The organism is Ramlibacter ginsenosidimutans, assembly GCF_016654015.1.
Classification (GTDB): domain Bacteria; phylum Pseudomonadota; class Gammaproteobacteria; order Burkholderiales; family Burkholderiaceae_C; genus Ramlibacter; species Ramlibacter ginsenosidimutans.
Map to the genome: position 1 here is coordinate 306,684 of NZ_JAEPWM010000004.1, position 23,069 is coordinate 329,752.

Sequence of the window (23,069 nt, forward strand, 5' to 3'; positions counted from 1 at the left end):
CGGATGGCCGCGCAGCGCGCGGCCTAGAAGTCCAGCAGGACCGCGCCCCAGGTGAAGCCGCCGCCCACGCCTTCCAGCATGAGGGTGTCACCCTTCCTGATCTTGCCCTGGCGCACCGCGGCGTCCATGGCCAGCGGGATCGACGCGGCCGAAGTGTTGCCGTGCTCGTCGACCGTGACCACCAGCTTGTCGGCGGGGACCTTCAGCTTGCGCGCGGTGCCCTGCATGATGCGGATGTTGGCCTGGTGCGGGATCAGCCAGTCGATGTCGGCCTCGGTCTTGCCCGCCTTCGCCAGCGTGGCGCGGGCCGCCTGCTCGAGCACGCCCACGGCGAGCTTGAACACGGCCTGGCCATCCATGCGCAGCAGCGGATTGCCGTGCACCTTGCCGCCGGACACGCCGCCCGGCACGCAGAGGATCTCCACGTGCTTGCCGTCGGCATGCAGGTCGCTCGCGAGGATGCCGGGCGTGTCCGATGCTTCCAGCACCACGGCGCCGGCGCCGTCGCCGAACAGCACGCAAGTCGTGCGATCGCTGAAATCGAGCAGGCGCGAGAACACCTCGGAGCCGATCACCAGGGCCTTGCTCGCGCTGCCGGTACGAATCATCGCGTCCGCCACGGTGAGGGCATACACGAAGCCGCTGCAGACGGCCTGCACGTCGAAGGCCGGACAGCCCGCGATGCCCAGCTTGTTCTGCAGGATGGTGGCCGTCGAGGGGAACACCATGTCGGGCGTGGACGTGGCGACGATGATCAGGTCGATCTCGGACGCCTGGCGGCCCGCCATCTCCAGCGCGTGGCGCGCGGCGTGCACGCCGAGGTCACTGCTGCCGACGTCGGGTGCGGCGAAGTGGCGCGCCCGGATGCCCGTGCGTTCCACGATCCACTGGTCCGAGGTCTCCACTCCGGCGGCGGCCAGTTCGGCCGCGAGGTCCGCGTTGGTCACGCGGCGAGGCGGCAGGAAGCTGCCCGTGCCCGTGATCCGGGAATATCTGGTCATTTCTAGTTCGTGGCCGCTTCCAGCTGCGCGTCCCCTGCGCTGCTCGCAAGGAGCGGACGCGCGTGGGCGATGCGGCTCTGGACGCGGTCCAGCAAATTGTTTCGGGCCGCATCATACGCGCGGTTGAGGGCCTGCTCGAACGCATAGTCGTCGGCCGACCCGTGGCTCTTGACCACCAGCCCGCGCAGGCCCAGCAGCGCCGCACCGTTGTAGCGCCGATGGTCCACGCGCTTCTTGAGCGCCGACAGCACCGGATAGGCAGCGATGGCGGCGAGCCTGGTCAGCGGGCTGCGGCCGAACTCCTCCTTCAGGAAGGAGACGATCAGCGAGGCGACCCCTTCGCTGGTCTTGAGCATCACGTTGCCGACGAAGCCGTCGCACACCACGATCTCGGTCGTGCCCTTGAAGATGTCGTTGCCTTCGACGTTGCCGAAGTAGTTGAGGTCGCCGGCCGCGCCGGCCGCGCGCAGCAGCTCGCCGGCCTTCTTGATCACCTCGTTGCCCTTGATCACTTCCTCGCCGATGTTCAACAGGCCGACGCTCGGACTGTCGTGCCCCGTCATCGCGGAGACCAGCGCGGAGCCCATGACCGCGAACTGCAGCAGGTGCTGCTCCGTGCAGTCCACGTTGGCGCCGAGGTCCAGCACCGTGGTCGCCTCGCCCTTGGCGTTGGGCATCTGCGTGGCAATGGCGGGGCGGTCGATGCCGTCGAGCGTCTTGAGCAGGTAGCGCGCGAGCGCCATCAGCGCGCCCGTGTTGCCGGCGGAGACGGCGACCTGCGCCTGCCCCTCCTTCACCTGCCGGATCGCCACGCGCATGGACGAATCCTTCTTCTTGCGCAGGGCGACCTCGACGGGGTCGTCCATCGCCACCACCTCGGTGGCGGGCACGACGCGGGCACGGGGATGCTGCAGGGATGCGAGGGCCGCGGGCGCGCCCACGAGCAGCAGGTGCGCGTCCTCGTGCGCCTGCAGGAAGTTGCGGCAGGCAGCCAGGGTGATGCGGGGGCCATGGTCGCCGCCCATGCAATCGACAGCCAGGGTGGTCGTCATGGCTTCAACTGTAGAGGCAAACGGCAGGCGTCCAGGGACGGGGGCGAGACAAGAAAAAGGCCCGGCGTGCGTGCGCAGCCGGGCCCTGGACGTGATGCGGAATCAGGCGTCGTTCTTCGTCTTGAGGACCTTGCGGCCCTTGTAGAAGCCGTTCGGGCTGATGTGGTGGCGCAGGTGCGTCTCGCCGGTGGTCGGCTCGACCGCGATGCCGGGCACCGTCAGCGCGTTGTGCGAACGGTGCATGCCGCGCTTGGACGGCGACTTCTTGTTTTGCTGGACGGCCATGACGGGCTCCTGGATTCGTTGTGCCGCCCGTCATGCATGACGCCAGCAGCGGGTGGAAGGGTTGGACAAGGCGCATCGGGGCGGCAGGGCCTGCAGACAGTGCAGCAGCCTCCCAGGCGCGAAGCCCGCGATTATAGCCCAAGCCTACTTCCCCGTCTTCATCCGGCCCAGCACGGCGAACGGGTTCTCCCGTTCCGCGTCCCCCGTGTCGAAGTCGGGGTCGACGGCAGACATTTTCACGGGCTCGGGACAGACCTCGTGGCGCGGCGCCACGGGCATCTCCATCAGCAGCTCGTCCTCGACCAGTTCCAGCAGGTCGAAGCTGCGGGACAAGGCCAGCAGGTCTTCCTCGGAGGTGTCGTCTTCCGCCGCGGCCGTTGCCTCGTCCGTCACGAAGCGGAAGGACCGGTCCACGGTGACCGGGACGTCGACCGGCATGAGGCAACGTTGGCACACCAGCGGCAGTGTCGCGCTGGCGTTCAGGTGCAGCCACACCTGCGGATGCACGTGGCGCGGATTGAGCAGCTCGCCCTTTGCGTCCCAATGCACCGTGGTCTCGTTCGGCGAACCCACGGTTTCCGCGGCCAGCCGCCTGAACCTGGCGAGGCCTTCGTCGGCCGCGATCCCCGCGCCTTCCTCGGCGAAACGGTGAACGTCCAGGCGATGCGGGTCGAAGTCCTTGGCCATGAACCCAGTGTAAGAGAATCGGCGCATGCCCCCGTTCCCCGCAAGCAACCCGTCCCGTGCCGTGGTGCTCGGCTCCACCTCGCCCTATCGGCGCGAACTGCTGTCGCGCTTGCGCCTGCCGTTCACGGTCGAGCCACCCCAGGTCGATGAAACGCCGGCGCGGGGCGAAACGCCCCTGGCGCTGGCGCGCCGGCTCGCCGCAGCGAAGGCAGCCGCGGTGGCGCGCCTGCATCCGGACGCGGTGGTGATCGGCTCCGACCAGGTGGCCGACCTCGACGGCGAGCCGCTCGGCAAGCCGGGCACGCACGCGAATGCGGTGGCCCAGCTGCGCCGCATGAGCGGGCGCACGGTGGTGTTCCAGACCGCGCTCACCGTGCTGTGCGACGCGACCGGTTTTGCGCAGCACGACCTCGCCCCGGTGCGCGTGCGCTTTCGCGCGCTGGACGACGCGGAGATCGAAGCCTACCTGCGGGCCGAGCAGCCGTACGACTGCGCGGGCAGCGCCAAGAGCGAGGGACTGGGCGTCGCCCTGCTCGAAGCGATCGAGAGCGACGACCCCACGGCGCTCGTCGGCCTGCCCCTGATCCGCACCTGCCGCATGCTGCGCGCGGCCGGCGTGCGCGTGCTCTGATGGCAGCCGGCCGCCTCTACCTCGTCCCGACGCCGCTGGACTTCGGCTGCGACACGCAGGCGCCTCTGGCACAGGTGCTGCCCGCGGGCACGATCGCGGTCGCCGCGCGGGTGACGCACTGGATCTGCGAGAACGCGAAGTCGGCCCGCGCCTTCCTCAAGCGGGTGGGCGAGGTCCAGCCACTGGCCGCGCCGCTGCAGCAGCAGGACATCCTCGAGCTGCCGCGCGAGGTGCACAAGAAGGGCGACCATGCGCCGGCGAGCTTCGACGCGCGGCCCCTGCTGCAAGCCGCCGTTGCAGGCCACGAGCTGGGCTTGCTGAGCGAAGCAGGGATGCCCGCCGTCGCGGATCCGGGCTCGTCGGTGGTCCGTGCGGCGCACGAACTGGGCATCGAGGTCGTGCCGCTGGTGGGCCCCGTGTCGCTGCTGCTCGCGCTCGCCGCGAGCGGCCTGAACGGCCAGAACTTTGCCTTCGTCGGCTACCTGCCGCAGGACGCGGGCCAGCGGGCGCAGCGCCTGCGGGAACTCGAAGCGCTGGCGCAGCGCACGGGCCAGACGCAGATGTTCATCGAGACGCCGTACCGCAACGCGGCCTTGTGGGAAGCGCTGCTGAACGGCTTGAAGCCCGCGACGCGCGTCGCGGTCGCATCGGGTCTGACCTTGCCGACCGCTCGCTGCCACACCGCCAGCGCTTCGGCCTGGAAGCAGCGGCCGGCGCCCGTGCGCAACGACGTGCCCGCGGTGTTCGCACTCGGCGCCTGAGGCGCACCGGTTCCGGGCGCGCCGTTGCGCCGGTCAGCGCAGGGCCGGCAGCTTCTGCATCGCCTTGACGGCACCCTCGCCGATGGCCGCGCCGAAGCGCCGCGCCAGCTTCTCGGCCACGTTCTCGCGCTGCGTGTAGTCCACCAGGTCTTCGGCCTTGATCACTTCGCGCGCGACGTAATCGAGGTTGCCCAACTGGTCGGCCAGGCCCAGGTCCACGGCCTGCTGGCCGGTCCAGAACAGTCCGCTGAACAGCCCCGGCGTGTCGGCCTTCAGGCGCTTGCCGCGGCCGGCCTTCACCACGTCGATGAACTGCCGGTGCACCACGTCCAGCATCTGCTGAGCGTGCTCCTTCTGCTTGTCGGTCTGCGGGCTGAAGGGATCGAGGAAGCCCTTGTTCTCGCCGGCGGTCAGCAGCCGCCGCTCGATCCCGAGCTTGTCCATGAGGCCGACGAAGCCGAAGCCTTCCATGAGCACGCCGATGCTGCCGACGATGCTGGCCTTGTCGACGTAGATGCGGTCTGCGGCGACGGCGATGTAGTACGCCGCGGAGGCGCAGGACTCCTCCACCACCACGTAGAGCGGCTTCTTGTACTTCTCCTTCATGCGCCGCAGTTCGTCGTTGATGATGCCCGCCTGCACCGGGCTGCCGCCGGGCGAGTTGATCAGGAGCACCACTCCGCGCGTTCCCTCGTCCTCGAACGCCGCCTTGGCGGCGGCCAGCACCGCATCGGCGCTCGCGTCCGTCTTCGGCCCGATTTCGCCGTCGATGGAGATCACGGCCGTGTGCGGCGTCAACTTGTCGCTCGGCGTGTTGCGATAGCTCAGGGCCCAGACCAGGAAGATGAAGAACGCCAGCCAGGCCAGGCGCACGAATGCGCGCCAGCGCCGCGCCGCCTTCTGTTCCTCCAGCGTCGCGAACAGCAGGCGCTCCATGGTGCTGCGCTCCCATCCGGGGGCGGTGCCGGCCGGTGCCGCGACGCCGTTGAGGGGTGCGGGCGCGCCCGCGATGGGTTCGGCCGGACGGTCCGGTGGCAGGGGCTCGTTCATCGTGGGAATCTCAGAAGGAGATCGGTTGGACGTTCCACTCAGTATGCCAGTGCACGACGCCATCGCTTTCGCTCAGGGCGATGCGCACCAGCGCGCCGCGGCACGGCCCACCGGCGCAGGCACCGGTGTCCGGCTCGTAGGCGGCGCCGTGCGTGCCGCACAGCAGCCAGCGCCCGGTGTCGTCGAAGAAGCGGTTCGGCTGCCAGTCCATTTCCATGGCCACGTGGGTGCAGCGATTGAGGAAGGCGTGCGGCTTGCCCTGGTAGCGGATGGCAAAGGCACGGCAGGTCTGGCCGGCGTACTCCACGTCGAAAGGCACGGCCATGCCGCCGTCGACCAGCTCGCCCGAGTTGCAGAGGGCAACGAGCGCGGTGTCCGGCGTCATGCGTTGCCCAGCAGCCAGTCGTGCAGCTCGCGCACCGAATGCACGACGGCCTTGGGCCGCAGTGCCTCGAAGCCGTCGGGCGGGTGCGCGCCGTAGCTCACGGCCACGCTGGCGCACCCGGCGTTGAGCGCCATCTGCAGGTCGTGCGTCGTGTCACCGATCATCAGCGTGCGCTCGGGCTCGGTGCCGAACTCGCGCATCAGCTCGTGCAGCATGCGCGGGTCCGGCTTGCCGGCGGTCTCGTCGGCGGTGCGCGAAGCATCGAAGATGCCGGCCAGTTCCACCGTGCGCAGCGCGTCGTCGAGGCCGCGGCGCGACTTGCCGGTGGCGACCGCCAGCCAGTGACGGCGCGCGCGCAGTTCGGCCAGCATGGGCAGCACGCCGTCGAACAGGCTCAGGTCCTCCTGGTGCGTCAGGTAGTGCTTGCGGTAGGAGGCGCCGAGTTCGGGATAGCGTTCGCGCGGCACGTCGGGTGCGGCATGCGCCAGCGCGTCCATCAGTCCCATGCCGATCACGTAGGCGGCGGCACTGTCGGTGGGCACGGCGCCGCCGACGTCGGCGACGGCTTGCTGGATGCAGCGCACGATGATCTTCGTCGAGTCGAACAGCGTGCCGTCCCAGTCAAAGGCGATCAGGTCGTACTGGCGAGGGGTGGGCGCGGACATGGTCTGTGAATTTCTGCAGCTCGGCGGGCAGCGGTGCCTGCAAGGCGATGCGCTCGCCCGTCGCCGGGTGATCGAACTGTAACCGCCACGCATGCAGGAACATGCGCCTGAGGCCTTGCCGGGCGAGCGCCTTGTTCAGCTCGAAATCGCCGTACTTGTCGTCGCCGGCAATGGGATGGCCGGCACTGGCGAGGTGGACGCGGATCTGGTGGGTGCGGCCGGTCTTGATGGTGACTTCGAGGAGCGAGAAGCCGGGAGTGCCCCCACCCCCGCCCTCCCCCGGAGAGGCAGGGAGCGACTCCTGGACCTTGACGAGGGTGATGGCGCGCATGCCGTCGGGGTCGTCCCTGGCCACCACGCGCACCCGGCGTTCACCGTCGGCCTGCAGGTATTTGTGCAGCGGCTGGTCGACCACCTTCTTGTTGGCCGGCCAGGCGCCCGTGACGAGGGCCAGGTAGGTCTTGCCGGTCTCGCGTTCGCGGAACTGGTCCTGCAGCCGGGTCAGCGCCGAGCGCTTCTTCGCCAGGAGCAGGATGCCCGAGGTCTCGCGGTCGAGCCGGTGCACGAGTTCGAGGAAACGCGCCGCCGGGCGCGCCTGGCGCAGCTGTTCGATCACGCCGAAGCTCACGCCGCTGCCGCCATGCACGGCCACGCCGGCCGGCTTGTCGATGGCCAGCATGGCGTCGTCCTCGAACAGGACGGGGAATTCGCGCGCGGGCGCCGGTCGCTCGGCCTTCTCCGCCGGCGCCTCCGAGACGCGCACCGGCGGGACCCGGACGATGTCGCCCAGCGCGACCCGCGAGTCCGCCGCCGCGCGCCCCTTGTTGAGGCGCACTTCGCCGGAGCGGATGATGCGGTAGACGTGCGTCTTGGGCACGCCCTTGAGCAGGCGGATGAGGAAGTTGTCGAGCCGCTGGCCTTCCGATTCCTCGCCTACTGTCAGAAATTGGACTTCCGCGCTTGCAGGGGGCGGGCGGCCCCCTATAATCCGTTTCACCAGAGTTACGCCGTAAGTGGTTGATTTGGCTGGCAGTTTAGTCCACGCCCCGCCCTTGACGGCTCTGGAAGGTCGATGCCACCGGCATCGTAGCGCGCAGATTCCGGGCCAGAGCCCGTCGTGGCGCGGTCGATGCCGGCAGGGTCCGGCTCTTCGAAACACTGAACGGAATAAAAAGTCCGCAAGCCTCCCGGCTCGCGGACGGATCAAAGCGAGACAACGGTGCTGATGGTTCTCCTCCTGGCTTTCTGGCGCTGGCTGCTGCCGGCGCCCGCCATGCAGGTCCCATGGCCCCTCTTCGGCGCGTTTCCCACTGCTGCACTGGCAGTGTCGCGCCGTCGCCTCCTCGCCCCCATCCCTGTGCCCTTGCGACGGTTGCTGAGCTAGACGCTCCGGCAAGCCTCACCGCACTCCGGCAATTCCCTCCGTTTCGAAGCGCCTGTCCGGCATCGTTGGACCCACCGAGGTCCTGGATGCATGACGACAAGAAGGTAACGCTATGAAGCGGATGCTGATCAACGCCACACAGGCGGAAGAACGCCGGCTGGCGATCGTGGACGGGCAGAAACTGCTCGATTACGAAATCGAGATCGAGGGGCGCGAACAGCGCAAGGGCAACATCTACAAGGCGGTGGTCACGCGGGTCGAGCCCTCGCTCGAAGCGTGCTTCGTCGACTACGGCGAGGACCGCCACGGCTTCCTGCCGTTCAAGGAAATCTCCAAGCAGTACTTCGCCCCCGGCGTGTCGGTCTCGCAGGCGCGGATCAACGAGGCCATCAAGGAAGGCCAGGAACTGCTGGTGCAGGTCGAGAAGGAAGAGCGCGGCAACAAGGGCGCGGCCCTCACCACCTTCATCTCGCTGGCCGGCCGCTACGTCGTGCTGATGCCGAACAACCCGCGTGGCGGCGGCGTGTCGCGCCGCATCGAGGGCGAGGACCGGCAGGAGCTGAAGGAGAACATGGACCAGTTGGAGTATCCCAACGGCATGTCCATCATCGCGCGCACCGCCGGCATCGGCCGCAGCGCGCCGGAACTGCAGTGGGACCTGAACTACCTGCTGAAGCTGTGGACCGCGATCGAAGGCGCGGCCAAGGGCGGCAAGGGCGCCTTCCTGATCTACCAGGAGTCCAGCCTGGTGATCCGCGCGATCCGTGATTACTTCAATCACGACATCGGCGACATCCTGATCGACACCGACGACATCTACGACCAGGCGCACCAGTTCATGGCGCACGTCATGCCCGAGCATGCCGCCCGCGTGAAGCGCTATCGCGACGATGCGCCGCTGTTCTCCCGCTTCCAGATCGAGCACCAGATCGAGTCGGCCTATGCCCGCGAGGTGAAGCTGCCTTCCGGCGGCGTGGTGGTGATCGACCACACCGAAGCGCTGGTCTCCATCGACGTGAACTCGGCGCGCGCCATCAAGGGCGGCGACATCGAGGAAACTGCGACCCGCACCAACCTGGAAGCCGCAGACGAAGTGGCGCGCCAGATGCGCCTGCGCGACCTCGGTGGCCTGATCGTCATCGACTTCATCGACATGGAAGAGTCGAAGAACCGCCGCGAGGTGGAGAACCGCCTGCGCGACGCGCTGCGGCAGGACCGCGCCCGCGTGCAGTTCGGCTCGATCAGCAAGTTCGGCCTGATGGAGATGAGCCGCCAGCGGCTGAAGCCGGCGCTGTCGGAAGGCGCATCGATCCCCTGCCCGCGCTGCGGCGGCCACGGCCACATCCGCGACACCGAGAGCTCCGCGCTGCAGATCCTGCGGATCATCCAGGAAGAGTCCATGAAGGACGGCACGGCCGCCGTGCAGGTGCAGGTGCCCGTGGAAGTCGCTTCCTTCCTGCTGAACGAGAAGCGCCCGGAGATCGCCAAGATCGAGCTGAAGCAGCGCGTGAACGTGCTGATGGTGCCGAACAAGACGCTCGAGACGCCGAACTACCGGCTCGAGCGCCTGAAGCACGACGACGCCCGCCTCGATAGCCTGAAGGCGAGCTACCACATGGCCGAGGACTTCGACGAGTCCACGCAGGTCACCCGCCGCTCGCACGAGCGCGTGAACAAGCAGGAGCCCCTGATCAAGGGCGTGCTGCCCGACGCTCCGGCCCCGATGCCGGTGCCCAAGCCTCCCGTGCAGGAACCGGTGGCGAAAGCCGCTCCGGCTCCGTCGCCAGCAGCGGCTCCCGCGCGCGCTCCGGCGCCCGCGCCTGCCGCTCCGGCAGAACGCGGCTTCTTCTCCTGGCTGAAGACCGCCTTTGGCCTGGCACCGGCGGCCGAGCCGGCGCCGGCGCCCGCTCCGACTGCCGCACAACCGCGCCGCGACGAGAAGCGTGGCGAAAGCCGCGGCGAACGCGGTGAGCGCGGCGGCGAGCGCGGTGAACGCGGCGGCCGCCGTGGCGACGGCCGGGGCGAGCGCGGCGGACGCGACCGCCGCAATGCCGAGGGCCGGCGCGAAGGCGAACCGCGCCGCGAGCGCACCGGCGCCGAAGCCGCCGAGGGTGCGCAGCAGCAGCGCCCGGACGGGCAGCAGGGCCGCGGCCAGGGCGAAGGCCGGCGCGAGCGCGGTGAGCGCGGCAACCGCGAGCAGCGCGGGGAGCAGCGCGAGCCGCGCGAGGCCCGTGAAGGCCGCGAGCCGCGCGAGAACCGTGAGCCCCGCGAAGCCCGCGAGCCGCGTGAGAGCCGCGAGGCGCGCGAAGCACGCGAGCCCCGCGAGAACCGTGAGCCGCGCGAAGTGCGCGAACCGCGCGAACCGCGCGAACCCGCCGAAGCGCGGCAGGGCCGCGAACCGCGGGACGACCGCGAACCGCGCGAGAGCCGGGAACGCCACGAGGCGCGCCAGCGCCGCGAGGCCGACCGCGTGGCCCGCGAGAACCGGGAACTCGCCGCCGCTCGCGGCGAGGCGCCCGACGCCGGTGCCGTCCCTCCGGTGGAAGCCGAAGCGGGCGAGCCGCAGCAGGACCGCGCCCCGCGTGGCGAACGCGGCGAACGTGGCGAGCGCGGCGAGCGCCGTGATGGCCGCCGTGAACGCGGTGACCGTGGCGAGCGCCGCGGCGAGCGCGGACCGCGCGAAGGTGCGCCGGCCGAGGAGGCCGATGCGCTCGCCGGGGCCGCCAGTTCGGTCGGCGCCGTCACCGAGTCGCCCGAGGCGCAACTGCCCCCGGGCGCCGATCCGGTGCTGGAGTCGCACACCCACTTCGACCAGCGCCGCCCCGAAGGCGAGCAGGGCGAGCCGGGCGAGCGGCGCGACCGCCGTTCCCGCGATCGATACGGCCGCGACCGTCGTGAGCGCGGCGAGCGCCCGTCGGATGCGATCGGAGCCGCCGGCGCCGAAGTGTCGCCCGCCGAAATGGAAGTGTTCGCCGGCCACGCGCCGCTGCCGCAGGAGCACCATGCCAGCGGCGCGCCGGCGCCGGTGCGCGCTCCCGAAGCACGCAGCACGGCAGAGCCGGTCCGCCCGCGCGCCGTGCCGCGCGTGCAGCCCTTCCAGCTGCCGGTCGACGAGTTGAAGAACGTCGCCGAAACTTCGGGCCTGCAGTGGGTGCTGTCGGACACGGACAAGATCGCCGCCGCCCAGGCTGCCATCGCGTCCGAGCCCAAGCCGGCCCACGTGCCGCGCGAGCGGCCGCCCGCGGTCGTGGTCGACGAAGGCCCGCTGGTGCTGGTGGAAACCAAGCGCGACCTGCGCAACCTGCAGCTGCCGTTCTGAGCGGCCGCACGCAACGAAAAGGGCGCCTCAGGGCGCCCTTTTTCTTTTCGGACGGGAACGGGAACGGACATCCGGACGCAGAGGTCGCAAAGGGTACGCAGAGGACGCAAAAGAATTCCTTCAAAGAATTCTTCTGCGTCCTTTCTCCTTTTCGCGACCTCTGCGTCCGGCAGTCCGCTCCCGCCTTCTGACCGACCTACTCCCCTGCCGCCCGCTTCCACGCCAGTGCGGCCGCCGATGCGTCCTCGCGTTGTTCGGCGAGTTCGGCGACGGCGCGCCAGGCGTTGCGGTGCAGCTTGGCATCGTGCAGCGACAGCGCCGCTTGCGTCAGCAGCTGCTGCGCCTTGCCCCACAGCTGGCGCTTCATGCATGCCATGCCCGCGAGGTACTGCAGCGTGGCGTCGCGCGGGTTGGCCTTCTGTGCCGCCTCGATGCGCGCCAGCCAGGTGGCGTCCAGCGAATCCATGCCTTCCTCCAGCGCGCACACCAGCTTGATGCGCAGGTTGTCCGCCAGTTCGGCCTGCTGCTCCCACACGGGCAGCAGCCACTCGCGCGCGACGTGTGCATCGCCGCCCAGGGACGTGAGGCGCTGCGCCGCGTGAATGGCCACTTCGGCCATCTGCCGCTCCGCCGGTTCGAGCGCGCTCCACGCACGGTGCAGTTGCGCCACGTCATAGGCGCCGTTCAGGAGGTCGATGGCCAGCCCGCGCAGGATGCTGCGCGCTGCCACCGGCGAGAAGCCATGGTGCTTGGCGAGCAGGCGTGCGGTCTCCAGCGCTTCCATCGGCTGGCCGGCCTGGCGTGAAGCGCGCAGGCGCGTGCGCAGCGCCAGCGTGCGGCGGCCTGCGCCCAGCGGCAGGTCCTGCAGCAGGCGGATGGCGTTCTCCGGCTCGCGGTCGTCCAGCGCCCAGCGCGCGGCCCGCAGCAGCGCACCGTCGCGCGTCTCCTGGGCCTCGCGCGCCGACGCCTGGTCCAGTGCTTCCTTCAGGTGCTCGTCGCGCCCGGCGCGGTCCTGCAGCGCATGCGCCGACTCGCCGGCCACGATGTGCGCCAATGCGCGCAGCTGGGCGCCGTTCGCGGGCTTGTGGCCGGAGGACGCGAGCGATGCCTCCTGCGCGAGCACGTCGTCCGCCGCCTTGCGCGCGCGCAGGTATCGCCCGGCCAGCAGGTGCGAGATGCTTTCCAGCAGCGCGGCATGCATCGCGCGCTCCTTCTGCTGCGTGCGCCAGCGCAGCGCCTGGCGCGGCAGGTCCAGCAGCGCCGAGAGCGCGCGCATCACGGCATGCACGAAGAAGAAAGAGCCCACCAGCAGCAGCACGACCAGGTTCAGCGACAGGTCGACGCGGTAAGGCGGCCAGAACAGCGTGACCGTGCCCTGGTTGTTGCCGGCGAACAGCGCGCCCGCCACGGCAACGGCAAACAGCAGCAGCAGCCAGATGGCGGCGCGCATCGCTTACTTCCCTGCGCCCGCGGTCGCGAGGGCGGCCAGCGTCTCGTCGATGCGCGGCAGCTCCGCGGTGCGCACCTGCGACTGAACCTGCTGCAGCTGCGTGGCGACCGCCTGCACGCGGCGCGAGGCGGGGTCGAAATACTTGTAGAGGGCCTGCGACGCCGCGGTGACGTCGGCGCGCGCCGAATCGTTCTGGCGGGCGATCAGCGACAGCCGCACGTCCAGCAGCTTCAGCTTCATGTTCTCGCGCAGCAGGTAGGCCTGCTCCGGCGCGACCAGCATCGCGTCCGGATGGTCGATCCGGCTGACGCGCACCAGGCCGCGCGCTTCGGCCAGCACCGCGTCGCGCCAGCGTCCCCACCACGCAGCAGCCGGCGAGGTGGCCGCCGCGGCCGGCCGGGGCGGCTCGTCGACGGCGCGCGCGGGCACCGCATTCGCCACCGGCAGGTCGTCCACCTGCCGCACGATGTCGTCGATGCGCACCAGCAGGCCCGGAACGTCGGTCACGCTGGCGGAGCGGATGCGGTCGGTATCGCGCGCGATCGCCGAGCGCACCCGCGCGAGCCGCGGCTGGGCCGCGCGCGCAATGCGCTGGTCGGCCGTGCGCAGCGCCGCCAGCAGCGGCTCGGGGCTGCCGGTGAGCTGGGTCTGCTGCTGCGCGAGGCGCAGGCTGGACTCGACGTCGACCACCAGGTTCTCGTCGCGCGAACGCGAGAGGCTCTGCATCAGGTCCTCGAGCTGGCTGCGCTGCAGGGCGACTTCGGACAGCCGCGACTCCATGACCGCCTGCCGCGCGGCCGTATCGCGCGCGACGTCCTGCGCCTGGCGCGCGAGCGCCCGGGCCTCGATGGCATTGGCGCCGGAGTCCGCGCTTTGCCGCGCGAGCTGCTGCTGGATGGAGGACAGGCGCTGCCACAGCATCACGCTGGAAAGCAGCGCGGCCCCGGCGATCGCGACCAGCGCGAACCAGCCCGCGCGCGAAGCGGCGGAAGGGCGCTGGGCGGGCGGTACGCCGAGCACCTGCACCGGCAGCGCCGGCGCAGGCTCCGGCGACGAGGGAGGCAGTGCGCTCATGCGACCGATTCTATCGACGCGAGCACGTCTTCCAGCCCGGGACGCGCAGCACGCACCGCCCCGAAGCCGAGGGCGCGCACCGCAGCCGCGATGCGTGGGTGCGTGGCAACGGCCCGCGCCCGCGACCAGTCCTGTGCCGGGAGCAGGGTTGCGAGATGCGTCGCGGCTTCCGAGCTGCTGAAGATCCAGGTCGAACCGTCGGCAGCGGCGCGCCGCGCGGCCGCCTGCTGTGCCTGCGTCCATGCGGGCGGCTGGCGCGTGTACGCGAGCACGGTCTCCACCTGCACGCCGCGCGCGGCGAGCTGCTGCAGCAGCCAGTCGCGGCCCTGCTCCCGGCCCGCGCCATCCCCGCCGCGGACCAGCAGCAAGCGGTCGCCCGCGCGAAGCTGGCCTTGCACCTGCTGCCAGAGGCTTTCCGAATCGAACTGCGCGGACTCCGCCGCGGGTGCATCGATTCGCTCGGCCGGCACTCCGGCGGCGAGCAGCGCATCGCGCGTCGCCGGGCCGGGCGCCCACGCACGCGCGAGCTGCACGCCCGGCGCCGCGGCGAAGAACGCCTGCACCGCATTCGCGCTGACGAACATCACCGCCGCACAATCGCCTGCGCGCGTGCAGGCTGCCCGCAACGCTTGCGGATCCGGCGGCGGTCCGATCTGCAGCAAGGGCAGGAGCAAGGGCTCCAGGCCGCGTTCGCGCAGGCGCGCGGCCCAGCGTTCGGCCTCGGCTTGCGGCCGCGTGAGGACCACGGCCATGGCGGGCGTCAGTGCGCGCCGCCCGCGCGCAGCCGCGCGGCGACCTGTTCGCCCAGGGCGGCGGCCTGCTCCGCGTCGGCGATCACGTCCGCGCCGCGGGCGCGCACCAGCACGCCGGCGCGCTCCGGATCGCCCCAGGCGGCTTGCAGCTGCAGGTATTCGCCGTCGAAGCGCGCATGCGCCGCCAGCGGCATCGAGCAGCTGCCACCCAGCGCGCGGCTCACGGCGCGTTCCGCTGCCACGCACAGCCAGGTGGACTGGCTCGCGAGCGGCGCCAGCACCTCGGCCACCTCCGACCGCTCGCTGCGGATCTCGATCCCCAGCGCGCCCTGCCCTGCGGCGGGGAGCATGTCCTCGGGTTCGAACAGCTGGCGGATGCGGCCGGCCAGTCCCAGGCGCTTGAGCCCCGCGGCCGCCAGCACGACGGCGTCGTATTGGCCGTCGTCGAGCTTGCGCAGGCGCGTGTCGAGGTTGCCGCGCAGCGGCTCGATGCGCAGGTCGGGACGCAGGGCGCGCAGCAGCACGATGCGGCGCAGGCTGGACGTGCCGACCACCGAGCCCTGCGGCAGCGCCGACAGGCTGTCGTGGTGCGGCGAGACCAGGGCGTCGCGCGGATCCTCGCGCTCGAGCACGCACGCCAGCGCGAAGCCGCCGGGCAGCTCCATGGGGACGTCCTTGAGGGAATGCACCGCGAGGTCGGCGCGGCCTTCCTCCAGCGCGAGCTCCAGCTCCTTCACGAACAGGCCCTTGCCGCCCACCTTGCTGAGGGAGCGGTCCAGGATCTGGTCGCCCCGGGTGGTCATTCCGAGCAGCGCGACCTCGTGCCCGCGCTGTTCGAGCAAGGCCTTCACGTGTTCGGCCTGCCAGAGGGCGAGCCGGCTTTCGCGCGTGGCGATGGTGAACTGGCTCACGTCGTAACCTGCCTGAATCAATCGGTGTGGGTCGATGCTAGCATCCCCCGCATCCCCCCACTGGAAGCAAGAATGCCTGCCACCGAGCTGCCGCCCGCGCGGCGAGCCAAGGACAACGAGCGTCCGCTGCGCGAAGACATCCGGCTGCTGGGCCGCATCCTGGGGGACGTGATCCGCGAGCAGGAGGGCGTGGACACGTACGAGCTGGTGGAGCGCATCCGCAAGCTGTCGGTGTCGTTCCGGCAGCACGACGACCAGGCGGCCGACCGCGAGCTGAAGTCCCTGCTGAAGTCGCTCTCCGGCGACGACGCCGTGCGCGTGATCCGCGCCTTCACCTACTTCAGCCTGCTCGCCAACCTGGCGGAGGACCGGCACCACATCCGCCGGCGCGAAGTGCACGAGCGCGCCGGCGACACGCAGGAGGGCAGCATCGACGTGGCGCTGGCCCGCCTGCGCTGGGCCGGCATCGGCGCGAAGAGCGTCGCCCAGACGCTCGCGCACGCCTACCTGTCGCCGGTCCTCACCGCGCATCCGACCGAGGTGCAGCGCAAGAGCGTGCTCGACGCCGAGCGCGACCTGGCGCGGCTGCTCGCCGAGCGCGACGAGATCCGCGCGCGCGCCCTGCCGCGCGATGCACTGGCACCGCGCGAGCTCGCCGCCAACGAGGCAAGCATGCGCGCCCGCGTGATGCAGTTGTGGCAGACGCGCCTGCTGCGCTTCACCAAGCTCACCGTGGCCGACGAAGTCGAGACCTCGCTCAGCTACTACGAGGCGACCTTCCTGCGCCAGATTCCCCGCTTGTACGCGCAGCTGGAACAGGCGCTCGGCCAGCAGCCGGTGGCGAGCTTCCTGCGCATGGGGCAGTGGATCGGCGGCGACCGCGACGGCAATCCCAACGTGACGGCCGAAACCCTCGCCTACGCGCTGCGCCGGCAATGCGAGGTCGCCCTGCGCTACTACCTCACCGAGCTGTACTGGCTCGGAGGTGAGCTCTCGTTGTCCGATTTGCTGGTGGGGATCACGCCGCAGATGCGGGCGCTGGCGGACAGTTCGCCCGACAGCAACGAGCATCGCCGCGACGAACCCTACCGGCGCGCGGTGACCGGCATGTATTCGCGGCTGGCGGCGACGCTGAAGGAGTTCACCGGCGGCGATGCCGCGCGCCACGCCGTGCCGCCGCAGAACCCGTATCGCAGCGCCGAGGAGTTCCTGGCCGACCTGCGCACCATGCGCGACTCGCTGCTCGCCCACCATGCCGCCGCGCTGGTGCAGCAACGCCTGCATCCGCTGATCCGCGCCGTGGAAGTCTTCGGCTTCCACCTGGCCACCCTGGACCTGCGGCAGAGCTCGGACCAGCACGAGGAGGTGGTCGCCGAATTGCTGGCGACGGCGCGCGTGGAACGTGACTACCGCGGCCTCGACGAAGCGGCCCGGCGCGAGGTGCTGCTGCGCCTGCTGTGCGACGCGCGGCCGCTGCGCGTGCTGGGCGGCGAGTACAGCGAGCATGCGCGCAAGGAGCTGGCGATCTTCGAAACGGCGGTCGCGATGCGCGCGCGCTTCGGGCCGCAGGCGATCCGCCACTACATCATCAGCCACACGGAGGCGGTCAGCGACCTGCTGGAAGTCCTGCTGCTGCAGAAGGAAGTGGGCCTGCTGCACGGCACCCTGGACGGCGCGGCGCGCGCAGACCTGATCGTCGTCCCGCTGTTCGAGACCATCGCCGACCTGCGCCATGCCGCGCCCATCATGCGCGAGTTCTACGCGCTGCCCGGCATCGCGAAGCTGGTGCAGCGCTCGGGCGCGGAGCAGGACATCATGCTGGGCTACAGCGACAGCAACAAGGACGGCGGCATCTTCACCAGCAACTGGGAGCTGTACCGCGCCGAAACGGCGCTGGCCGAGCTGTTCGACCAGCTCGCGAATTCCCACGACATCCAGCTGCGCCTGTTCCACGGCCGCGGCGGCACGGTGGGCCGCGGCGGCGGCCCCAGCTACGAGGCCATCCTCGCCCAGCCGCCTGGCACCGTGCGGGGGCAGATCCGCCTGACCGAGCAGGGCGAGGTGATCGCCTCCAAGTACGCGAACCCGGAGATCGGCCGGCGCAACCTCGAGACCCTGGTAGCGGCGACGCTGGAAGCGACGCTGCTGCAGCCGACCAAGCCGGCGCCCAAGGCTTTCCTGCAGGCGGCGGAGGCCTTGTCGCAAGCGAGCATGGCGGCGTACCGGGCGCTCGTGTACGAGACACCGGGCTTCGTCGATTTCTTCTTCAGCGCCACGCCGATCCGCGAAATCGCGGAGCTGAACATCGGCTCGCGCCCCGCCTCGCGCAAGCCCTCGCAGCGCATCGAGGACCTGCGCGCGATCCCCTGGAGCTTCAGCTGGGGCCAGGCGCGGCTCACCCTCAACGGGTGGTACGGCTTCGGCTCCGCCGTGGACGCGTTCCTGGCCGCGGGCGACCGCAAGGAGCAGGCGGCGCTGCTGCAGCGGATGGTGCGGCAGTGGCCCTTCTTCCGCACGCTGCTGTCCAACATGGACATGGTGCTGGCCAAGAGCGATCTCGCCGTCGCCTCGCGGTATGCGGAACTGGTGCCCGATGCGCGGCTGCGCCGCCGGATCTTCGGCACCATCGAAGCCGAATGGCAGCGAACGCAAGCGGCGCTGGCGCTGATCACCGGCGAGAAGCAGCGCCTCTCCGCCAACCCCGGTCTCGCGCGCTCGATCCGCCATCGCTTCCCCTACATCGACCCGCTCAACCACTTGCAGGTCGAGCTCGTGCGCCGCTGGCGCGAAGGCCGCGCCGACGAGCGCGACCGCATGGGCATCCACCTCGCCATCAACGGCATCGCCGCAGGCCTGCGCAACACCGGCTGAGCCGCCGCAAGACACGTTGGCGCGCTCACTGTCTCCGCAGGCCTACGCAGCGCCAGGCCCGTCCGTCCTATAACGGACGCCAGAACCATAACAACAGGAATGCGTCATGGATGGAACACCTGAGGCGCCGGCCGGGCGCCTGGCCGGTCGGGTAGCGCTGGTCACCGGCGCCGCGCAGGGCATCGGCCTGGGCATCGCGTTAAGGCTCGCGCGCGAAGGCGCCGCCGTGGCGCTCAACGTGCACAAGGAGGACGCCCGCGCGGCCGAAGCACGCCAGCAGGTGCAGGCGCTCGGGGCCGCATGCGAGGTGTTCGTCGCCGACGTGTCCCGCATCGCGCCAACGCGGCAACTGGTCGCGGACGTGGCGGCGCGGCTGGGGCGCCTGGACATCCTCGTCAACAACGCCGGCATCGAGCGGCACGCGGGCGTGCTAGAGGTGACCGAAGCGGACTTCGACGCCGTGATCGCGACCAACCTCAAGGGTCCGTTCTTCCTGGCACAGGCCTTTGCCGCGCACGTGCAGGACGCGGGCGGCGGCGGGCGCATCATCAACATCAGCTCGGTGCACGAGGACCTGCCGTTTCCGCACTTCGCGCCCTACTGCGCGAGCAAGGGCGGCCTGCGCATGCTGATGCGCACGATGGCGCTGGAGCTGGCGCCGCTCGGCATCACCGTCAACAACGTCTCGCCGGGCGCGATCCGCACGCCGATCAACGAGGCCCTGCTGCAGGATGCCGCGAAGGTCGCCGCACTGCAGGCGCAGATCCCGGTCGGGCGCATGGGCGAACCCTCGGACGTCGCCGGCGCCGTCGCCTTCCTCGCGTCGGCGGACGCCAGCTACATCACGGGCACGTCCATCATCGTGGACGGCGGCCTGCTCTGGAACTACTCGGAGCAATGAGCGTTCCGCACGCGCGCCGCCAGCACCGCGAGGCCGCCGCCGCGCACGCGCCGCCGCCCGACACACTCACGCCGGCCGATCGCTACGGCGAGCTGTTCGTCGAGGTCCAGCGCCAGGCGGTGTTCAGCGACAGCAAGACCTTCGTGGACTGTGCGCCGCGGCATTCGCCCGAGGAAATCCTGGCGGCCTACCGCGCGCGGCGCCACCGCCCCGGATTCGACCTCTCCGCCTTCGTGCGCTCCGCCTTCACGCTCCCGCGGCTCGCGCACGATGACTTCGTGTCGGTGCCGGGGCGCGACATCCTGCAGCACATCGAGGCACTCTGGCCGTACCTTTCCCGGGCGCCGCAGCAACACCCGCCGCGCGGCTCACTGGTGCAGCTGCCCCAGCGCTACATCGTGCCGGGCGGCCGGTTCGCCGAGCTGTACTACTGGGACTCCTTCTTCACCATGGTGGGCCTGCCGGGCGGCGCCGACAGCCTGGTGGAGGACATGACCGAGAACTTCGCGTTCCTCGTCGACACCTACGGCCACGTCCCCAACGGAACCCGCACCTACTACCTGAGTCGTTCGCACCCGCCCGTCTTCGCGCTCATGACGCGACTGTGCGAGCAGCGAGGCGGCCACGCGGCGACCGATTACCTGCCGCAACTCCTGCGCGAGCACGCCTTCTGGATGGATGGCGAGGACGGCGTGCAGCCGGGCGAGGCGCACCGGCGCGTCGTGCGCCTGCCCAGCGGCGAGTGCCTGAACCGCTACTGGGACGACCGCTGCACCCCGCGCGAGGAATCCTGGCGCGAGGACGTCGCGACCGCGGCGCGATCCGGCCGGCCGCAGGAAGAGGTGTACCGGCACCTGCGCGCGGCCGCGGAATCGGGCTGGGACTTCAGCACGCGCTGGCTGGCGGAGGACGCTTCGGGGCAGGTGGCTACGGACCTGGCCACGATCTGCACCACCGACCTGCTGCCGGTCGACCTCAATGCGCTGCTCCATTTCCTGGAACTGCACATTGCGGAGGTGGGCGAGCGGCACGGCGATGCCGGCCTGGCGGGGACGTTCCGGCAGCGCGCCGGCGGGCGCGCAGCGGCCATGGCGCGCCTGCACTGGGATGCGGACCAGGGCTTCTATGCGGACTACGACTGGCGCCGGCAACGCCGACGGCGCGCGCTCACGGCGGCGACGCTGATGCCCCTGTACTGCGGCGTCGCCGGACCCGGCGAGGTGCACGCGCTCGCGCACACGGTGCGCACGCGCCTGCTGGCGCCCGGCGGCGTCGCGACCACCGAGATCATGAGCGGGCAGCAGTGGGACCGGCCCAATGGCTGGTCGCCCCTGCAGTGGATCGCCGTCGAAGGTTTCGCGCGCTGCGGCGAGTCCGCGCTGGCCGAGGAGATCCGCGGGCGCTGGCTGCAGACCGTCCAGGAGGTCTACGCGCGCGAGCACAAGCTGCTCGAGAAGTACGCCTTGCGACCGGGCACCGCCACCGGAGGCGGTGGCGGCGAGTACCCGCTGCAGGACGGCTTCGGCTGGACCAATGGCGTGGTCGCGTGCTGGCTGCAGCACCGGGACGCGGCCCTGCACCTCTGAGGCCCTGGTCGCGCAGGGGCGACAGGACATCCGGCACATCCCGTGCCGTGTCCCGGCTCAGGCCCTCACTTGTAGAAGGCCTCGACCTTTCCCTTGAGCTTCAGCATGAGCGGCTGTCCCTTGCGGTCCAGCGTCTTGCCCGCGGGCACCTTCACCCAGCCTTCGCTGATGCAGTACTCCTCGACGTCGCTGCGCTCCTGGCCGTTGAAGCGGATGCCGACGTCGTGGGCGAACACCTCCTTCACGTGATGCGGGCTGCGCGGGTCGGCGGAGAGGCGGTCGGGGAGCGCGGGGCGGTCGGGGCTGGTTTCACTCATGCCGCTATTGTGCAAGCAGCTCGCCGATCGGCTTCAGGTGGTCCACGCGGTCGCACACTGCCTTCACCGCCATCAGGATCGGCATGCCCAGGAGCAGCCCCCACACGCCCCACATCCAGCCCCAGCCGAGCACGCCGACAAACACCGCCACCGCATTCATGCGCGTGGCCTTGCTCGTGACCCAGGGGACCAGCACGTAACCCTTCAAGGTGTCGATCACCAGCGAGGCGCCGCCCACCAGCAAGGCCATCTGCGGGCTGCCGCCGAACTGCAGGAAGGCCACCAGCGCCGCGCCGGCCGTGATCGCGATCGGGCCGACATAGGGGATCAGGTTCATGATGCCCGCGGCGATACCCCACACGGCCGCGTGCTTCAGCCCGATCACGCCGAAGCAGATGCCGGTGGCGAGCCCGGTGCCCACGCTCGCGAGCAACTGGACCAGCAGGTAGCGCTGCATCTGCGCAGTGATCTCGTCGAGCGCCTGCACCGTGAGCTTCTTCTCGGCGAGTCCCGGCCCCGTGATCTTCACCAGCTTGCGCCGGTAGGTGTCGCCCGCCGCGAGCAGGAAGAAGGTCAGGCAGGTGACGACCACCACCTGGCCCACGAGCGTCGCGAGCCCCAGGGTGCCGCTCACGAGGTGCTCGCGCAGGTCGAAGCTGGGTTTCTCCACGATCACGTGCGCGACGCCGCCGCGCGCCGGCCCCGGCGCAGGTCCGCCGGCCTCTTCCGCGGCGCGCTGCAGTTCGGTCGCGGCCTTCTGCACCGAGTCGAGCGTGCCGCCGGACTTCTTCGGTGTGCGATGCAGGGAGTCCCGCAGCTTGCGAGCAGCCTCCGGCAGCGAGGCCACCAGGTCGTTCGCGTCGTCGGAAAAGGAATACGCCGCCGCGCCCATGCCGCCGAGGATCCCGAGGACCAGCACCGCGGCGCTCAGCGAACGCGGAACCCGCAGGCGCTGCAGCCAGTCCACCAGCGGCGACAGCGCGTAGCTGAACACGAGGCCCAGGAACAGCGGTATGAAGAACGCCGCGGCCCAGCGCAGGACCGCCAGCACGGCGAGCACCATCAGCACCCCGAGCGCCATGTTGCGCACATCCACCGGCATGTGCAGCAGCACGCGCGGCGGCTCCTGCGAATCGACGGGTGCGGGGGCCAGGCCCGGGTCGCCGGGCGGGTCGGATAGATCGGACAAATCGGAACTCACATTACTTTCATGTTGACCGCGAGTCCCGCTTTCCTCGTCAGCTGGCCAGGGCCTCCCGCACGGCACTGAGCTGCCGGCGCGAGACGGACAGGGATTCGTCGATCCCGTTCAGTCGCACCGCCCAGCCCTCGCCCTCCTCCGCGTCGAAATGCTTTTCGAGCGCCCGCACGGCGCGCCGGGAGACCAGCGCATTGCGGTGCACGCGGAGGAACTGCGCCCCATGGCGCTCCTCGAGGTCGCTGAGCGACCCGTCGAGGATATAGCTTCTGGCCGCGGTCCGGACCGTGATGTATTTCAGTTCCGCCTTGAAATAGAGCACTTCCGCGACTGGAACACGTTCGGTGCGCCCGCGGTCCTGGATCACCAGCACCTCCTGCTCGGTCTCCGGGCCGCCCGCGCGCGCCTGGCGCGCCTTGTCGACGCGGATCAGCGCCTGCTCGAGGCGCTCCAGCCGCACAGGCTTGGTCAGGTAGTCGACCGCCTCCAGTTCGAAGGCACTCACGGCGTGCTCGGCATAGGCGGTGACGAACACCACCACCGGCGGCTCCGGCAGGGTGCGCAGCACCTGCGCCAGCGCGAGGCCGTCCGCGCCGGGCATGTGGATGTCCAGCAGCACGCCGTCGAACGACTGCCGCCGCAGGTACTCCATCGCCTGCGCCGCATTCGCCGCCTCGCCGGCGACTTCGGCTGCCGGCTCCTTGCAGTCCGCCAGCAGGGTTCGCATCCGCGAACGCGCCAGCGCCTCATCGTCCACCAACAGCATCTTCAAGCCCATGGCTTCCCCTC

21 protein-coding genes are annotated in these 23,069 nt (G+C 70.6%); 6 read left to right on the plus strand and 15 right to left on the minus strand.

Annotated features, from left to right (window positions below; all coding sequences use genetic code 11):
• Positions 1-23: 23 nt before the first annotated feature.
• The 4 genes from JJB11_RS12600 to JJB11_RS12615 all read right to left on the minus strand — a co-directional run bounded on the left by JJB11_RS12600 (position 24) and on the right by JJB11_RS12615 (position 3,025).
• Positions 24-1,001 carry a beta-ketoacyl-ACP synthase III gene (locus tag JJB11_RS12600; RefSeq protein ID WP_201171361.1) on the minus strand — a complete coding sequence of 326 codons (978 nt, stop codon included), beginning with the start codon at positions 999-1,001 and terminating at the stop codon, positions 24-26.
• Positions 1,002-1,003: 2 nt separating this feature from the next.
• The gene (gene plsX, locus JJB11_RS12605; RefSeq protein WP_201171363.1) at positions 1,004-2,053 is read right to left on the minus strand and encodes a phosphate acyltransferase PlsX; all 1,050 of its coding nucleotides are present in this window, start codon (positions 2,051-2,053) and stop codon (positions 1,004-1,006) included.
• Positions 2,054-2,155: 102 nt separating this feature from the next.
• Positions 2,156-2,338, minus strand: a complete 183-nt coding sequence (rpmF, locus tag JJB11_RS12610; protein WP_187074695.1) for a 50S ribosomal protein L32 — start codon at positions 2,336-2,338, stop codon at positions 2,156-2,158.
• Positions 2,339-2,482: 144 nt separating this feature from the next.
• Positions 2,483-3,025: a YceD family protein gene (locus tag JJB11_RS12615; RefSeq protein WP_201171365.1), complete on the minus strand. Its 543-nt coding sequence runs from the start codon at positions 3,023-3,025 to the stop codon at positions 2,483-2,485.
• Between the two features lie 25 nt (positions 3,026-3,050).
• Between JJB11_RS12615 and JJB11_RS12620 the strand changes: the two genes are divergently transcribed.
• Together JJB11_RS12620 and JJB11_RS12625 are read left to right on the plus strand one after the other, a co-directional pair.
• Positions 3,051-3,656 carry a Maf family nucleotide pyrophosphatase gene (locus JJB11_RS12620; RefSeq protein ID WP_201171367.1) on the plus strand — a complete coding sequence of 202 codons (606 nt, stop codon included), beginning with the start codon at positions 3,051-3,053 and terminating at the stop codon, positions 3,654-3,656.
• A complete protein-coding gene (locus tag JJB11_RS12625; protein WP_201171369.1) occupies positions 3,656-4,417 on the plus strand; it encodes an SAM-dependent methyltransferase in 762 nt (253 codons plus the stop codon). Before JJB11_RS12620 ends, JJB11_RS12625 begins: the two co-directional genes overlap by 1 nt.
• Before the next feature lie 33 nt (positions 4,418-4,450).
• On the opposite strand, the gene JJB11_RS12630 is transcribed toward JJB11_RS12625, so the two are convergent.
• The 4 genes from JJB11_RS12630 to JJB11_RS12645 are packed head-to-tail and all read right to left on the minus strand — an operon-like array spanning position 4,451 to position 7,514.
• A complete protein-coding gene (locus JJB11_RS12630) occupies positions 4,451-5,467 on the minus strand; it encodes a S49 family peptidase (protein WP_201171371.1) in 1,017 nt (338 codons plus the stop codon).
• A 10-nt stretch (positions 5,468-5,477) separates the two neighbouring features.
• The gene (locus JJB11_RS12635; protein ID WP_201171384.1) at positions 5,478-5,852 is read right to left on the minus strand and encodes a Rieske (2Fe-2S) protein; all 375 of its coding nucleotides are present in this window, start codon (positions 5,850-5,852) and stop codon (positions 5,478-5,480) included.
• Positions 5,849-6,517, minus strand: coding sequence for an HAD family hydrolase (locus JJB11_RS12640; protein WP_201171387.1), 669 nt, complete (start codon positions 6,515-6,517; stop codon positions 5,849-5,851). Before JJB11_RS12640 ends, JJB11_RS12635 begins: the two co-directional genes overlap by 4 nt.
• Positions 6,474-7,514, minus strand: a complete 1,041-nt coding sequence (locus tag JJB11_RS12645; RefSeq protein WP_201171389.1) for an RluA family pseudouridine synthase — start codon at positions 7,512-7,514, stop codon at positions 6,474-6,476. The genes JJB11_RS12640 and JJB11_RS12645 overlap by 44 nt, the downstream gene beginning before the upstream one ends.
• Before the next feature lie 499 nt (positions 7,515-8,013).
• Between JJB11_RS12645 and JJB11_RS12650 the strand changes: the two genes are divergently transcribed.
• Positions 8,014-11,220, plus strand: coding sequence for an Rne/Rng family ribonuclease (locus JJB11_RS12650; RefSeq protein ID WP_201171392.1), 3,207 nt, complete (start codon positions 8,014-8,016; stop codon positions 11,218-11,220).
• A 196-nt stretch (positions 11,221-11,416) separates the two neighbouring features.
• On the opposite strand, the gene JJB11_RS12655 is transcribed toward JJB11_RS12650, so the two are convergent.
• Genes JJB11_RS12655 through hemC form a run of 4 tightly spaced genes read right to left on the minus strand, consistent with a single transcriptional unit; the run spans position 11,417 to position 15,407 of the window.
• Positions 11,417-12,670 (minus strand): heme biosynthesis HemY N-terminal domain-containing protein, encoded by a 1,254-nt coding sequence (locus JJB11_RS12655; RefSeq protein ID WP_201171394.1) that lies wholly within the window; start codon positions 12,668-12,670, stop codon positions 11,417-11,419.
• 3 nt (positions 12,671-12,673) lie between these two features.
• Positions 12,674-13,744, minus strand: coding sequence for a uroporphyrinogen-III C-methyltransferase (locus tag JJB11_RS12660; protein ID WP_201171399.1), 1,071 nt, complete (start codon positions 13,742-13,744; stop codon positions 12,674-12,676).
• Positions 13,741-14,496, minus strand: a complete 756-nt coding sequence (locus JJB11_RS12665) for a uroporphyrinogen-III synthase (RefSeq protein WP_201171401.1) — start codon at positions 14,494-14,496, stop codon at positions 13,741-13,743. Before JJB11_RS12665 ends, JJB11_RS12660 begins: the two co-directional genes overlap by 4 nt.
• 8 nt (positions 14,497-14,504) lie before the next feature.
• The gene (gene hemC, locus JJB11_RS12670) at positions 14,505-15,407 is read right to left on the minus strand and encodes a hydroxymethylbilane synthase (RefSeq protein WP_201964792.1); all 903 of its coding nucleotides are present in this window, start codon (positions 15,405-15,407) and stop codon (positions 14,505-14,507) included.
• Between the two features lie 72 nt (positions 15,408-15,479).
• Between hemC and ppc the strand changes: the two genes are divergently transcribed.
• From ppc to treF, 3 genes are all read left to right on the plus strand, one after another.
• Positions 15,480-18,278 (plus strand): phosphoenolpyruvate carboxylase, encoded by a 2,799-nt coding sequence (ppc, locus tag JJB11_RS12675; RefSeq protein ID WP_201171404.1) that lies wholly within the window; start codon positions 15,480-15,482, stop codon positions 18,276-18,278.
• Between the two features lie 106 nt (positions 18,279-18,384).
• Complete coding sequence (locus JJB11_RS12680) at positions 18,385-19,179, plus strand: SDR family NAD(P)-dependent oxidoreductase (RefSeq protein ID WP_201171406.1); 795 nt, start codon at positions 18,385-18,387, stop codon at positions 19,177-19,179.
• Positions 19,176-20,765 carry an alpha,alpha-trehalase TreF gene (gene treF / locus JJB11_RS12685; protein ID WP_201171407.1) on the plus strand — a complete coding sequence of 530 codons (1,590 nt, stop codon included), beginning with the start codon at positions 19,176-19,178 and terminating at the stop codon, positions 20,763-20,765. Before JJB11_RS12680 ends, treF begins: the two co-directional genes overlap by 4 nt.
• A 65-nt stretch (positions 20,766-20,830) precedes the next feature.
• Here the strand turns inward: treF and JJB11_RS12690 are convergent, their stop codons facing one another.
• The 3 genes from JJB11_RS12690 to JJB11_RS12700 are packed head-to-tail and all read right to left on the minus strand — an operon-like array spanning position 20,831 to position 23,058.
• Complete coding sequence (locus JJB11_RS12690; RefSeq protein ID WP_201171408.1) at positions 20,831-21,082, minus strand: DUF3297 family protein; 252 nt, start codon at positions 21,080-21,082, stop codon at positions 20,831-20,833.
• Between the two features lie 4 nt (positions 21,083-21,086).
• Positions 21,087-22,271, minus strand: coding sequence for an AI-2E family transporter (locus tag JJB11_RS12695; RefSeq protein WP_201964793.1), 1,185 nt, complete (start codon positions 22,269-22,271; stop codon positions 21,087-21,089).
• A 49-nt stretch (positions 22,272-22,320) separates the two neighbouring features.
• Positions 22,321-23,058, minus strand: a complete 738-nt coding sequence (locus tag JJB11_RS12700; RefSeq protein WP_201171409.1) for a LytR/AlgR family response regulator transcription factor — start codon at positions 23,056-23,058, stop codon at positions 22,321-22,323.
• Positions 23,059-23,069: the final 11 nt, after the last annotated feature.

Coding starts and splice junctions, on each gene's coding strand:
- JJB11_RS12600 (WP_201171361.1), bottom strand. CDS start 1,001: ATGACCAGATATTCCCGGATCACGGGCACGGGCAGCTTCCTGCCGCCT.
- plsX (WP_201171363.1), bottom strand. CDS start 2,053: ATGACGACCACCCTGGCTGTCGATTGCATGGGCGGCGACCATGGCCCC.
- rpmF (WP_187074695.1), bottom strand. CDS start 2,338: ATGGCCGTCCAGCAAAACAAGAAGTCGCCGTCCAAGCGCGGCATGCAC.
- JJB11_RS12615 (WP_201171365.1), bottom strand. CDS start 3,025: ATGGCCAAGGACTTCGACCCGCATCGCCTGGACGTTCACCGTTTCGCC.
- JJB11_RS12620 (WP_201171367.1), top strand. CDS start 3,051: ATGCCCCCGTTCCCCGCAAGCAACCCGTCCCGTGCCGTGGTGCTCGGC.
- JJB11_RS12625 (WP_201171369.1), top strand. CDS start 3,656: ATGGCAGCCGGCCGCCTCTACCTCGTCCCGACGCCGCTGGACTTCGGC.
- JJB11_RS12630 (WP_201171371.1), bottom strand. CDS start 5,467: ATGAACGAGCCCCTGCCACCGGACCGTCCGGCCGAACCCATCGCGGGC.
- JJB11_RS12635 (WP_201171384.1), bottom strand. CDS start 5,852: ATGACGCCGGACACCGCGCTCGTTGCCCTCTGCAACTCGGGCGAGCTG.
- JJB11_RS12640 (WP_201171387.1), bottom strand. CDS start 6,517: ATGTCCGCGCCCACCCCTCGCCAGTACGACCTGATCGCCTTTGACTGG.
- JJB11_RS12650 (WP_201171392.1), top strand. CDS start 8,014: ATGAAGCGGATGCTGATCAACGCCACACAGGCGGAAGAACGCCGGCTG.
- JJB11_RS12655 (WP_201171394.1), bottom strand. CDS start 12,670: ATGCGCGCCGCCATCTGGCTGCTGCTGCTGTTTGCCGTTGCCGTGGCG.
- JJB11_RS12660 (WP_201171399.1), bottom strand. CDS start 13,744: ATGAGCGCACTGCCTCCCTCGTCGCCGGAGCCTGCGCCGGCGCTGCCG.
- JJB11_RS12665 (WP_201171401.1), bottom strand. CDS start 14,496: ATGGCCGTGGTCCTCACGCGGCCGCAAGCCGAGGCCGAACGCTGGGCC.
- ppc (WP_201171404.1), top strand. CDS start 15,480: ATGCCTGCCACCGAGCTGCCGCCCGCGCGGCGAGCCAAGGACAACGAG.
- JJB11_RS12680 (WP_201171406.1), top strand. CDS start 18,385: ATGGATGGAACACCTGAGGCGCCGGCCGGGCGCCTGGCCGGTCGGGTA.
- treF (WP_201171407.1), top strand. CDS start 19,176: ATGAGCGTTCCGCACGCGCGCCGCCAGCACCGCGAGGCCGCCGCCGCG.
- JJB11_RS12690 (WP_201171408.1), bottom strand. CDS start 21,082: ATGAGTGAAACCAGCCCCGACCGCCCCGCGCTCCCCGACCGCCTCTCC.
- JJB11_RS12700 (WP_201171409.1), bottom strand. CDS start 23,058: ATGGGCTTGAAGATGCTGTTGGTGGACGATGAGGCGCTGGCGCGTTCG.